Annotated in this window: 11 protein-coding genes and 1 pseudogene; 3 read left to right on the top strand and 9 right to left on the bottom strand. The window is 20.7% G+C overall.

The annotated features are described in order from the left end of the window. The first annotated feature begins 1 nt into the window (after position 1). On the top strand, positions 2-1,063 hold the full coding sequence (locus tag T403_RS0101850; RefSeq protein ID WP_033161124.1) for a hypothetical protein: 1,062 nt from the start codon (positions 2-4) through the stop codon (positions 1,061-1,063). Between the two features lie 27 nt (positions 1,064-1,090). On the opposite strand, the gene msrA is transcribed toward T403_RS0101850, so the two are convergent. Then, positions 1,091-1,597, bottom strand: coding sequence for a peptide-methionine (S)-S-oxide reductase MsrA (msrA, locus tag T403_RS0101845; RefSeq protein WP_033161123.1), 507 nt, complete (start codon positions 1,595-1,597; stop codon positions 1,091-1,093). Between the two features lie 505 nt (positions 1,598-2,102). Between msrA and T403_RS04685 the strand changes: the two are divergent. Continuing rightward, positions 2,103-3,122 (top strand): annotated as a pseudogene (locus T403_RS04685) (DNA cytosine methyltransferase). Positions 3,123-3,450: 328 nt separating this feature from the next. On the opposite strand, the gene era reads toward T403_RS04685, so the two are convergent. Genes era through ybeY form a run of 3 tightly spaced genes read right to left on the bottom strand, consistent with a single transcriptional unit; the run spans position 3,451 to position 5,163 of the window. Beyond that, positions 3,451-4,320 carry a GTPase Era gene (gene era, locus T403_RS0101835; protein ID WP_033161122.1) on the bottom strand — a complete coding sequence of 290 codons (870 nt, stop codon included), beginning with the start codon at positions 4,318-4,320 and terminating at the stop codon, positions 3,451-3,453. After that, positions 4,320-4,706: a cytidine deaminase gene (gene cdd, locus T403_RS0101830; RefSeq protein ID WP_033161121.1), complete on the bottom strand. Its 387-nt coding sequence runs from the start codon at positions 4,704-4,706 to the stop codon at positions 4,320-4,322. The genes era and cdd overlap by 1 nt, the downstream gene beginning before the upstream one ends. Next, entirely contained in the window at positions 4,699-5,163 is a 465-nt protein-coding gene (ybeY, locus tag T403_RS0101825) for an rRNA maturation RNase YbeY (RefSeq protein ID WP_033161120.1), read from the bottom strand. The genes cdd and ybeY overlap by 8 nt, the downstream gene beginning before the upstream one ends. A 54-nt stretch (positions 5,164-5,217) precedes the next feature. Between ybeY and T403_RS0101820 the strand changes: the two genes are divergently transcribed. Continuing rightward, entirely contained in the window at positions 5,218-5,871 is a 654-nt protein-coding gene (locus T403_RS0101820) for a uracil-DNA glycosylase (protein ID WP_211246929.1), read from the top strand. Between the two features lie 3 nt (positions 5,872-5,874). Here the strand turns inward: T403_RS0101820 and T403_RS0101815 are convergent, their stop codons facing one another. The 5 genes from T403_RS0101815 to T403_RS0101795 all read right to left on the bottom strand — a co-directional run bounded on the left by T403_RS0101815 (position 5,875) and on the right by T403_RS0101795 (position 13,409). Then, positions 5,875-7,680, bottom strand: a complete 1,806-nt coding sequence (locus T403_RS0101815; protein ID WP_033161118.1) for a DUF2779 domain-containing protein — start codon at positions 7,678-7,680, stop codon at positions 5,875-5,877. 5 nt (positions 7,681-7,685) lie between these two features. After that, positions 7,686-8,516 carry an MAGa7180 family putative nuclease gene (locus tag T403_RS0101810; RefSeq protein ID WP_033161117.1) on the bottom strand — a complete coding sequence of 277 codons (831 nt, stop codon included), beginning with the start codon at positions 8,514-8,516 and terminating at the stop codon, positions 7,686-7,688. Positions 8,517-8,528: 12 nt separating this feature from the next. Continuing rightward, the gene (locus T403_RS0101805) at positions 8,529-10,340 is read right to left on the bottom strand and encodes a P68 family surface lipoprotein (RefSeq protein ID WP_033161116.1); all 1,812 of its coding nucleotides are present in this window, start codon (positions 10,338-10,340) and stop codon (positions 8,529-8,531) included. A gap of 121 nt (positions 10,341-10,461) precedes the next feature. Beyond that, positions 10,462-12,012 (bottom strand): hypothetical protein, encoded by a 1,551-nt coding sequence (locus T403_RS0101800; RefSeq protein WP_033161115.1) that lies wholly within the window; start codon positions 12,010-12,012, stop codon positions 10,462-10,464. A 140-nt stretch (positions 12,013-12,152) separates the two neighbouring features. Next, positions 12,153-13,409: a hypothetical protein gene (locus T403_RS0101795; RefSeq protein WP_033161114.1), complete on the bottom strand. Its 1,257-nt coding sequence runs from the start codon at positions 13,407-13,409 to the stop codon at positions 12,153-12,155. Positions 13,410-13,539 lie beyond the last annotated feature (130 nt).

The following is a 13,539-nucleotide window of genomic DNA, read 5'->3' as shown; positions in this document are numbered from 1 at the left end:
AATGAAAAATAAAAAAATAATAAAAATATTTTATTTAATTAATATGTTCTTTTTTTTATCATTGTTTTTTTCTTGTAATAGCAAAAATGAAATTAATTTATTAAATGTTGAACAGAAAAAAATAGATAATTTATCAAATAAAATTGATGTTCATTATAAAAACTTAAAAGATATACATAATAACCTTAGTGATAAGCTTAATCAAGTAAATGAAAATTTAAATTCTATTAATAAAAAATGAAAAACTATTGATGAAATAAAAAAAGAGCTAAATTTACAAACTATTGATGATATAAAAAATTTTTATAATAATAAAATTATTAAAATTAAAGATGATATTAAAACTACTTTAGATAAATTCAATTTAACAAACACTATTAAAAATTTTAGTTATTCTTCTCCAAATTTTGAGTATGAAAAAAATCCTTTAAACTTAGAAGCTACAAATAATTTATTTACTTGAGATGAAATAGAAAATGATTTTAAAAAAATTAATTTAAATATTGATGAAATTAATTTATTTTTAGGTAAAAGAATTGGTTTTAGAAATTTTATTGGAGCTATATTAGGAATAACGAATTTAAGTGAGTTAAATTATAAAAATAAACATTATTTAATAAATGAATTTTTGTTTTCTAATCAATTAGATAATTCACTTCGTGATTGAGCCGGAGATGTTCATATAAGAAAGTTGGAAGAGTATATTTTTGGATTTAATAGTGAAAATTATCAAGATGAAATTCATAACCATCCTTTGGTTGATGAATTTCAAAATAATAGTTTTAAAAATATATTAGACAAATATTTAATTAAAGTTAAAAATTTTGTTAATAATCATTCAAACAAAAAATTAACAGAAAAACAAATCAAGGAAATAACATCTTATTATTTAAATAATTTTTATTTAACAAAAAAATGAGAATTATTTAAAGAATATTATTCAGAAAAATATTTAAAAAAATATTCAGATCAAATTTTACTAAATCCAAATAATTCCAATTTAAATTTAACAGTTAAAGAATTAAAAAATTTAATAAATTTTGTTGACAAAATAATAAATTAGTATAAAAAAAATCACAGCAATGTGATTTTATTTTTTAATTTTTAAGTATTTGTCGGGTATATTTGTTAAATTAATATGACAATAGCCGTTAGGATTTTTTGCTAAATATTTTTGATGATATTCTTCAGCTTTTGTAAAATCCTTAACTATTTCAAATTCTAAATAATTGCTTTTTTGACTAGTTTTTTCAAATTCTTTGTTAAATTCTTTAAAAATATTTAACAATTTTTCATCATAAGCATAAACACCAACACGATATTGTGCTCCAATATCATTTCCTTGTTTATTAAGTGAAAAAGGATCGATAATTCTTAAAAAAAGTTCTCAAATCTCTTTTTCACTTATTATTGAATCATCATAAATAATTTTTACAGCTTCAACATGCCCGGAATTATTGCAAACTTCTTTATAATTAACATTTTCATATCCACCATTAATATAACAAGTCTCTGAAGACAATATTCCTTTTATTTTGTCGAAATAAGCTTGCACACCTCAAAAACAACCACCAGCTAAATAAATTTCTTTATTCATTTTTCCTCCTAAAATTAATTAAAAAAATAATTCATTTTTTAATGAAGTTTAAAATACACTATTAAATATTAACACATAACAGACGCATATGAATATTTATTTTAAAATAAAAGACAATTTATAATTTTTAAGTATATTAATAATTTAAGTTTTAATTTATAATTAATGATTTAAATTACGTTTTTTTTACTACTTTTTAGATTTTATATATTTTAATTAAGTTTTTTCTTATTTATAAAAATAAAAAAAGTAAGCAAAAAAAAATATTTTTTTTATTTTAGTTATTTTTTTAAATATTAATATTTTTAGTGTAAGTATTAAATTTCAATATTGGGTTTTTTATTGTTTTATTTGAATAATTTTAAAAAATAAATATAATAAAAAAATAATTTTTAAATTAAATAAAGTTATATTTTAAAAATTAAATAATAACAAAAATTGTTGACTTTAAAATATAATTTATTAATAAAAAATAAATTAATCTTTTTGTAAAGGGAATTAGATAATGAAAAAATATAAAGGTATCGAATTATTTGCAGGAGCTGGCGGATTGGCCTTAGGATTAGAACAAGCGGGTTTTGAACATATTGGGCTTATTGAAATTGATAAATCTTCATGTAAAACACTAAAAATAAATAGACCAAAATGAAATATTTTATGTGATGATATTAAAAATATTGCATTAAAAAATTTAGAAAAAGAATTTAAAATAAAAAAATTTGAACTAGATTTATTATCTGGCGGTGCTCCTTGTCAAAGTTTTATTTACGCAGGGAAAAGATTAGGTCTTGAAGATGCAAGAGGAACTTTATTTTATTATTATGCAATTTTTTTAGAGAAATTACAACCTAAGGTATTTTTATTCGAAGACGTAAAAGGACTTTTAAATCATGACCAAGGAAGAACATTTAAAACTATCTATGATATCCTAGAAAAACAAAATTACAATTTATAATATTCAGTTTTAAATGCACTAGATTATGGAGTTGCTCAAAAAAGAGAAAGATTAATTTTAATTGGCATCAGAAATGATTTATCAAAAAAACTAAAATTTAAATTTCCTGATAAATATAATTATCAACTTGTACTTAATGATATTTTAGATAATGTTCCACCTAGTGAATGTGCAAAATACTCAGATAAAAAAGCGGAGATATTTAAATTAGTTCCTCCAGGAGGATGTTGAAAAGATATCGAACCTCAAATTGCAAAAAAATATATGAAAAAATGTTGATTTATGGAAGGAGGAAGAAGAGGAATTTTAAGAAGATTGAGTTTAAACGAGCCTAGTTTAACAGTTTTAACAGCGCCACAAATGAAACAAACAGAAAGATGTCACCCTATTGAAACTAGACCTTTTAGCATAAGGGAAAATGCTAGAATTCAATCATTTCCAGATGATTGAAATTTTTTTGGAACTATAAGATCTAAATATAAACAGATCAGTAATGCTGTACCATGTAATTTAGCTAAAGAAATAGGTCTTAGCATTAAAAAAGCGCTAGATGGAGTAAAAAATGAATAACAAATATAAAATAAATTTTATTTCAGAAAAAAATTTTGAAAATCATGTTATTGAAACATTAAAGCAATATAATGAAACGTTAAAATTCATAAATTTAAAAATTTTTAAATAAAAAAAAATGTACAAAAAAAAATGATTTTAAATCATTAAATTATGAATAAATTTAAAAATTAAAAAGAGCAATAATTTTTTTTAAAAAAAAATAAATTATTTTAATAAAATAAATTAATAAAAATACTAAATTTATAATTAGATAAAAAGTATAAAATAAAAGCACAAATGGAAAATTGTTGTGCTTAATATTAATTTTAATTTTTAATCAAAAAAATTAATAACCCATTTTTTTAATTAAATTTTCTTTTTCGTTTCATTTTTTACTTACTTTTACTTTAGTATTTAAATTTATTTTTATGTCAAAAGTTTGTGATAATTCTTTTCTTGCATTTATTCCAATTTTTTTAATCATGGAACCGTTTTTACCAATTAAAATTCCTTTTTGCGAATCTTTAGATACATAAATAATTGCATCAATATCATATTGATCTTCATATTCTTTAAAATTATCAATTACAACCGCGATATTATGAGGTAATTCATAATTTAGTAGATCAATTGCATTTTTTCTTATTATTTCTTTAGCTATAAATGACATACTTTTATCAGTTATTTCTTCGTTATCAAAAAATAAATTTGAATCTTTTGCATATTTTTTTATTTCCAAAATCAAATCATCAATTGTTCTTTGATAAGAAATAGAAACACCTAAAACAACATTAAAACCTAATGATTTTAAAAATTCCGCTTTTTCAGTTAATTGATCTTTATTTTCAACAAGATCCACTTTAGTGATGACGGCGATTTTGTTTTTGATATTTTTTAATTTTTCAATAATCATTAAATCACCTTTAGCTATTTTTTCATTTTCAGGTGTTAAGAATAAAACTAAATCAGCTTCATTAATAGCTTCATAAGAATTTTTGTTTAAACTATCTCCTAATTTTTGTTGACTTTTATGTATTCCGGGTGTATCTGTAAAAATAATTTGATATTCTTCATCATTATAAATACCGTTAATTTTATCTCTTGTGGTTTGCGCTTTCGCACTTACAATAGATAAATTATAATTTAAGATTTTATTTAATAATGAAGATTTACCAACATTTGGACGACCTATTATTGAAACAAAACAGCTTTTCATTAAACTATTTGCTCTTTCAAAATTGGAAATGGTACAAGTTCGTTTAAAGTATTAATTCTATATTCGCCATTGTTTTTATATTGATAAATTTTAGAATCTAAAGGCATAAATTCTGTCATTACTTGTCTACAACCGGCACAAGGTGAAATGTAATCATCACTTTTAGAAATAATATGAATTTCAACAATTTCACCAGGAACAAAACCATGTGAAATCGCTCCAAATATCGCAGATCTTTCTGCGCATATTCCTGAAGGATATGCAGCATTTTCTACGTTAACTCCTTTTCATTCATTATTATTTTTATCTTTTAAAATTGCGGCAACTTGAAAATTAGAATAAGGTGCATAAGCAATTTTTAATAAATTTTTTAATTTTTTAATCATTTCTACTAACTCCTAATTTTTTCATTATATTATCAACATGAAAATTCATAATCTTTTCTTGTTCTTCTGTTTGATGATCGAAGTGAAAAAGGTGAACAATTCCATGACTAAAAAGATAACAAAATTCTCTTTTAATACTATGTCCATATTCATTTGCTTGATTTAATATTTTTTCATATGAAATAATTATTTCGCCTAAAAATAAAAAATTTAAAAATTTAAAATCATTTCAATCGGTTGGGAATGATAAAATATCAGTTTCCTTATTTTTATTTCGATACTCTCTAGAAATTTTTTTAATTTTTTCATTATTTGTAATAAGTAAATCAATCATTAATGGTTTAGCAATATTAAATTCTTCAGCGGCATAATGAAGAATATCATTGAATTCATTTTCAAATTCAAACTGATAATCAGTTTCATTAAGTAAATTTAAAATATTTTTAGTATTATTCATAGTTTAAATTATAATTTATTTTTATATTAAAAAAAATATTAAATGAAAGAAAAAATGACTAATAATTTAAAAATAAACAAATTTTTAAAAAATGAATTTAATAAAGATTATTTCAAAAGATTAAATATTTTTTTAGATAATGAATATTTAAACAAAATAATTTATCCAAAAAGAGATGAAATTTTTAATTTTTTAAAACTAACTAATTTCAATGATTTAAAAATTGTTATTATTGGCCAAGATCCATATCATGGAGAAAATGAGGCGCATGGATTAGCTTTTTCTACATTAAATAAAAAACTACCTCCTTCATTAAAAAATATTTATATTGAAATAAAAAAATCATTTCCTAGTTTTGTAAATAGCAATGGTAATTTAGAGCATTGATCTAAACAAGGTATTTTGCTTTTAAATCGTATTTTAACAGTGCAAAAAGATAAACCGTTGAGCCACAAAGAAATAGGTTGAGAAACTTTTAGTTTAAATTTATTAAAATTTATTAGTCAAGAATTTAATAATATAATTTTTTTATTATTGGGAAAAAAAGCGCAAGAAATTAAAAATAAAGTTAATTTAGAAAATCAAATAATTTTAGAATTATCACATCCTTCACCTTTTAGTTATAGAATATCATTTAAAGATTCAGGAATTTTTAAAAAAATAAATGAATTTTTAGTTGATTTAAAAAAAGATAAAATTAAATGATAATTTTTATAAATCTTTAATTTTATCTTTATGTTGAATTGTTCAATTTATAAAATCAACAACCATTATCATAGCCATGACATCATTTTCACAGTACTTTTTCAATTGTTTTTTTTCTTCTTCTCATTCTCGATCTCCGATTAATCCTAAATAACGATCAATCGCTTTTGACATTGCCATAACTCCATTTTGAACTTTTAATTCTTTATATGGGATTATAAAGTTTTTTAAATTTAATTTATTTTTATTTTCAGTTATTAATTTTTCAATTTTTTTTATACTATAAAATCCTTTTAATTTGTAGAAAAAAACAGAAGGCACTATTTCACTTTTTTTATTATATTTAGAGAAAAAATCAGCTAAATCAATTGTATTTTCAATTATATAATTATATTTAAATAATAATTTATTATATTTTTCATTATCATAAATTTTTATTAGTTCCATCATTTCTTTAAGTCTTGTATTTTCATAGCTTTTATTATAAACTACAAAATAATTTGTGTTAGAATCAAATATTTTTTCAATTATTTCAACAAAAACTTTATAATTAATTTTTTTAGGATCATAAACAACATTTTTAGTTTTTATTTCATTTTTATATGTTTGTTTGATTGATAATTGAAAAACAATTTGCCTATAAGGAGCAAATCCATCTATAGGTGGGAAAGGAAGTGAAAAACCTTCAAAATCATATCAAACAATTTTATTGTTTTTGTTATTTAACTTTTCTAATGCTTGTTTATTTTCAAGAGATAATTTTACTTTTGCTTTTGTATTTTTTAAAAAATGTAAAAATTTAATTACATTTTCATCTTTGGTTTGAGTATATTGTAAAATATCATTTTTTGACAAAATTTTACCACTAAAATTTGCAATTTCTGGATAAAATTGTTCTAAAATAGAATTTATATTAGGATTAGAACCAAATATCCCATTATCTTCATTTGTAATATTTTCTAATTTTTTAATATTTTTATATTGATTAATATTTTCAATTATTAAATCAATATTTTCAAATGAGAAACTTTCTTTTTTGTTTTGAAAAAATCTTTTTTCAACAATTTTAAAAATTAATTTATCTTTAAAATCACCATCGTTTCATTCTTTATCACTTATTCCTTCTTGTTCAATCTTTTTTTTGTAAAAATTTATTTTTGATATAGGAATAGAAGCATTATTAGGATTAAATTTTCTTTTAGTTTTATTTAAATTAATATAAAAAATTTCATCAAAATAAAATTTATTTTTTTTAGGAAACTCATCTGTGGAAATTAAAAAATATGAACATTTTTTTAAATTTAAATTTTTTATAGTTATTTGGAAATTTCAATATACCTTTAGTATATCTTTTAATTTTGTAGAAGTTGATAATTTTAATATTGAAATTTTTTCTTCTTTTAAATCTAATAAATCAATTTTTGCAATAGCATTTTTATAGGCAAATACTGGGAAAAGAATTATTCTATATTTTTTACTATTAATTATGTTTTCTGTTTCAATAATGGCTTGATCATTAGTTTTGGATTTAATTACATAAACATTATTAATACCATATTCATTTATAATATCATCTACAAATTTATTAGTTATATCTTTATAAACAGTTGATTTAGTTGCAATAAATTTATTTTCTGTTTCATCATCATCTTCTAAAAGTGCATCAAAATTTCATAATTGCTCTAAATTATCACTATTTTCATCATCTAAAATATTTTCATCTAATGAATTAATTTTATTTCAAACAAAATAAGGTTGCATTGTTGAATAACGTAAAAAATGATTGTAATTAATTTTTTCATTTTTTTTCATAATAATTAAATTTTAATTTTTCCCATCAAAATTCATTTATCAATTAATTTTTCTCATTCAAATATATTTTGGCATTCTAAATATTCTAAAAGTTCACCATCTAATTTTAAATTATATTCAGGCGATATTCCGCTATTTGTATATTTTAAATATCAAGTTTTGATTTTTTCAATATCATCTTCAACTTGTGATTTATTTAATTTGTATTTATAAACTTTAATATGTCTTTTTTCAATGGGAAAATTTTCGGGATTAATATAATCTTGTTCTTCTAAAAAAGCTGCAACAATTGCAAATTGTTCAACATTCATTAAATATGCATATAGCTGCGCTTGTTTTAAATAAGAAATAGGTATTTCTTCATTTTCTCACTTAGTTAAATTTTTAAATTGAGTAGTTTTTATTTCAATTAATAAATTTAAATCTTCAATATAACCATCTGGTATACCACCAACTATATTATCTTTATCCTTAAAAAAATCGTATTGATATTTATCCGGTGGAAATGTTATGACTTTTTTGTTTATTTTTTTTTCAATAACACTAATCACTTTTGGTTCGATAGCTATACCTGCATTAATATATTTTTTATCTAAAATAGGCATATCTAATTTAGACATTCTTATAAAAGCTAAAAATTGAGATTTAAATTGATCTGTTAAAAGTACATCACCTAATGAAGAACCACCAATTTTTTTAAATCCATTTCAATTACCTATATTTTTTTTTAATGATTGAAAAAAATTATTTTCAAGTATTAAAACTTTTTTTTCTTTATCGATAAAATAATGAGAATTATTATAATATTTCCTTTGTTTTAATAATGTATTTTTCATAAAATTTTAGTCCTATTCTTTAGAATTTAAAATATTTTCAAAAATTTCATTATATGCTTTATTAGAATCAAAATTTTCATTATTTTCTATATTGGTTTCTAAGGAAGAATCTCTTAATTTAAATTCAATTTTTTTCAAAATAGCAGAAGCTTCTGCATCTACTAATTTATAAATTAAATTATCATTTTTTTTAATTGCATTTAATAGTGATTTTTGCGAAATAATAGCTGATGATAAATTTATTTTTTCATTTTCTAGTTCTTTAATTAAATTTTTATCTTGTTTATCAATTCCTTTTTTTAATTCATCTTTAATTAAATTTTCACGATCTTTTTCCAGACTTTCTAAAAAAGCTGTATATTCTGGGGTTGAATTATTTTTAGAAGGAAAAAAATAACCAGATAAAATTGGAATTAAATCAGTAACATTAATTTCTCTATTTCTATAATTAATTTTATTATTAAATAATCATTTTAAAAACTTTTTAGTAGCTTTATCTTTTGGACCGTTATTATCAACAGAAATAGGGATTAAGCTTGAACCGCCTTCTCATCAACTTCCTTTAGAATCATTATTTTTAGTTTTGGTTACTTGAGGTAAAAAATAGAGATCATTTTCATTAGGTAATATTTTATCTACTTTTTCAGGGCTAATTTTTGTTTCATTTATTTTAGCTTCTTTATTAGCAAAAGTATTAATCATTTCTTTTTTGGAAACTAAAAATCCAAAACCAAAAGCCATTTTATAATCTCTTATTTCATATCCTGTTCTTGTATCCTTAACATGATATCTATGACTAATAATTTTTTTATTATTTTTTTCAAGAATTTTAATATTTTTTATATATTTTTCCAGTGTATTTTTAAAATTAGCTTGAAGCTGTTTGTCATCTTTAATTGCATAATTTAAAAATGAAGAATCATTTTGATTAGTATTGGTTATTAAATCTCACATTTTTTTATTATTAGAAATATTATTTAAATCTTGTAAAAATGTATCAACTGCATAGTTAATTCCGAAAATAGAATTTACTTCTGGTGTATCTTCTTTTAATTTTTCCTCATTAATTTTTATTCCATTAAAAAATAATCGAACAAAATTTAAAATAGAATCATAATTATCAAAAGTATTATCATTAATTTTTAATGCAGAAAATGCATCGTTATTTTTAGCTTCTAAAGCTAAAAAAATGGAATTTTCTGGAATATCTGCTCCTGATTTTGAAGCTTGTTCAGCTTTTTTATAAATATTTGAATTTTCATCTACTATTCCGCCATTATTTTTAATTAAATTAAAAATTAAATACATTAAATCTAAATTAAATATCAAGGCATTAGTATCGGAAATATCAAACGGAATACTATATAATTTGTTTGAATTTATATTTTCTCCAGGAACTGTGGTATGAAGCTTAGCTAAATTTTCTTCAAATTGATTTGCACTTATAACATCATTTTCCAAATTTAAAATTCTATTTTTAGAATTAATTAAAAAAGCACCGATAGGGTTATTTAATATAATGTTATAAACATCATTTGGAAAATTGTTAATAGCATCAAATTGATTTTTTGCTAGTTCACTTTCTCTTTTAGCTTTTGTTTGATTAGATAATAAATATTCAACTTTAATAAAATTTTCAGTATTTTTATTTTCTTCATTATAAAGTTCAATAATTTTATTCATCGCATCAGTTAATGGTCAATTTTTTTCTTGTGCAGTCCCTATTTTAATAGTATTTGAACTTTCTTTACATGAAATTAAACTAATCAGAGAAAAAAAACTTGAAAATAAAAATAAAATTTTTTTAAATTTTTTAGTTTTCATTATATCCTTCATTTTTTTTTATTTTATTAAAATAATTAATATTATAAATAATAGCAAAAAATAAAAAGAATCTTATTTAATTTGCAATAAGATTCTTTTTATTTTGATTTAGATAATAATTTTACTTACCTGGACTTGATTTATAAGTCTTAATAGCAGTATCAAGCTTTTCAATAATTTTTTTCAATTCTTCTTTATCTATTGAATTCAATAACTCTGCTTGTCTTGTAATGTTATCAATATCTTTTAGTTTTGCAGCTTTTATAGTTTCATCCGCTTCAGCATTAGCTAATTCAGTAATTTTTTCTTTTAATTTACCTTCTTCAGCTGTTTTTAAAATATTTAACAAGTATTCAACTTCATCAAATTCTACATTTTCACCGACCATTTTTTTATTAGTTGTTGCAGTTATAATTTCATTGTATTTATCAAAGAGTATTGTTTTTACTGTTTTTTTGTCTATAGTATTATCTTTTTCACTTATAGCAAATACATCTGCATCAGTTGTATATTTTTTAAGTGAACTTTTTATTTCTACAATAACTTTTTCAAAAATTTCATTATCTGAAGTTACTTTTACTTTTAATTTAGCAAATGTTTCTAATAAATGTAATAAAGTGAATAATTCTATTAAATTATCAATTCCTTTTAAATTATCAATTCCTTGAACAGCTTCTTGGGATTTTTCAATTATTGTTAATATATTTTTATCACTTAAAATTTTTTTGAATATTTTAATAAGTACTTTTGTAAAATTAGTTAAATCGTCTAATGCATAATAATCTATTTGATTTGCATATTTTTCAAAAGATTCTACTAAAGTTTGGAATAATTCATCATTTTCGTTGTATTTAGTTGATGTTTTATTATTTAATATTTTTTTAATTGACAAAATTATTCTAATAGCATCAATTTTAATTTTTTTAATTTCTACTTCTTCATTATCAATTAATTTTAATGTGTTAATGCTATTTAATAATGCTTTACCTTCTTCAGTTTCATAAATAGGAGTAAGTTTTTTTCTTAAATCTTTCAATTCCTGAATTTTAGTCATTAACGTACTTTTATCTAATTTACTTAATTCTTCGATTTGAGTTTTAATATTATTGATATCAGTTTGTTTTTCAGATTTTTGATTTTCTTTAATATCTAAGATTTTAACAATTTTATCTTCAAGTGTGCCCATAGAAGAATCCTCTAAAACAGAAATAATATGATCTAATTCATCTAATTTTACCTTATCTTCATTTGATAATAAATCTTTTGTAGTCACTAAAGCTGCGAATTTATTTTTAATTAAAGTTAATTCACCGTTAGCTTTTTCTTGATCAATAAACATATTTGGTTCAGTAGCATCTGTTCCTGAACCTGAGCCATCTTCTGTTCCTGGATTAGTATTACTTCCGCCTTGTCCTGTTCCTGGATTAGTATTACTTCCGCCTTCACCTGGGGTTGGATTTGTAGTATCTCCACCTCCTTGACCTGGGTTTGGAGTTGCAGTATCTCCGCCTCCTTGTCCTGGGTTTTCTCCATCACCAGGATTTCCAGGGTTACCTTTTACAGGTGGGTTAGTAACATTGTCTTTTGAACATGCAACAAATGTCGCAAAAGAAGCGCCAGCTGCTAAAATCATTGAAAATAATAATAATGATTTTTTAATTTTGAATTTCATAGTTTTAAAAATTACCTTTCATTTTTTTTGTTTTTAAAACATAAACATTATATTACTTTTCTAAACTTTTTTTTTTTTTTTAGAAGCAATTTAATTATTTATTCTTAAAAATGATATATTATGCATTTTTTATATTTTAACTATAATTTTTTAGTTATTTTTAAATTTTCAAATTTATCAATAAATTTTTTTAAATCTTCTTTTTTAAATAAAGATAAAAATTCAAATGTCTCAGGAATGCTATTAGAATTTTTTTCTATTTTTTCTCCATTATAAACTTTTTTTAAATGATTTATTATAAAATCACCACCATCAGGAAGACCTGTATTTTTATTAATATTATATATTTCTAAAAGATACGATTTTACTATTTTTTCTTCACTAGTATCATTATTTATATCAATAGCAAATTCCTCAGCTTCAGTTGTATATTTTTTAAGATAACTTTTAAATTCAGCAGTTATTTTTTCATAAATTCATTTATCAGATGTTATTTTTTCATTTATTTCATTAAATATTTTTAATATATTTTTAAAACCTCCAATTTGTTCAAACAAAATAATAAATTCATCAAAATTAGTAAATTTATAATTTTCTATTATTTTGCGTTCCTGCTCAAAAACAAATCATTTATTAAAACTATTTTTAATGTCATTTATATCTTTTAATATTTTTGGTTCTTCATTAGAATCTTTAGCCAAAGCAATTTCTATGTCATTAAATTGCTTTACATAATTTAAAAATAATGCTAAAATTTCAATGTTTTCTGCAATATTTTTATGATTTTGTCCTATTTTATTTTTCAATAAATTTTTAATATTTAATGTCATTTTAATAACTTCAATTTTAAATTTTTTATCTTCTTCATCATTTTCATCAAAAGATAAAGCTGGAATATTTAAAACTAATTTTTTAGCATCTTCTAATTTATAAATAGGTATGTATTTTTCTTTTAAGACTTTCAATTCTTCAATTTTAGTTTTCAAAGTATTTTTATCTAAATTATGTAAATTTTTGATTTGATTTTTAATATTGTTAATTTCACTTTCTTTTTTAGTCTTTTCATTTGGAGCAATTTTTAAAACATCAACAATTTTATCTTTAAGCGATTTTTCACTATCATCCTCTAAAATTGAAATAATATTATCTAATTCTTCTGGTTTAAAATCTTCATCATTAATTGTTAAATTATTTTTAGTTTCAAAACTTTCTAATTTTGTTTTTAATGTATCAATTAAAGTAGCTAATTCCATATTGATTTTTTTTATTTCTTCTTCTCTTTTAGAACTAGAGTCTTGATTATCATCTTTGGAACATGCTATAAATGAAATAAATGTAACATTAGATGCTAAAATGGATGAAAATAATAATAGTGTTTTTTTAATTTTATGATTCATAACTTTAAAATTGCCTTTCATTTTTTATTTTTTAAAAAATTAGTAGCATTATATTATTTTTTAACTTTTTTTTTTTTTTTTGCAAAAAAGTGAAAAAAATGTCTATTTTAAAGCTTTTTTTGATATAAAA

This window comes from Mycoplasma collis ATCC 35278, assembly GCF_000701825.1.
Taxonomy (GTDB): domain Bacteria; phylum Bacillota_I; class Bacilli_A; order Mycoplasmatales; family Metamycoplasmataceae; genus Mesomycoplasma_A; species Mesomycoplasma_A collis.
Note: the sequence above shows the minus strand (reverse complement) of the source record. Positions and strands in the feature narration are given on the sequence as shown.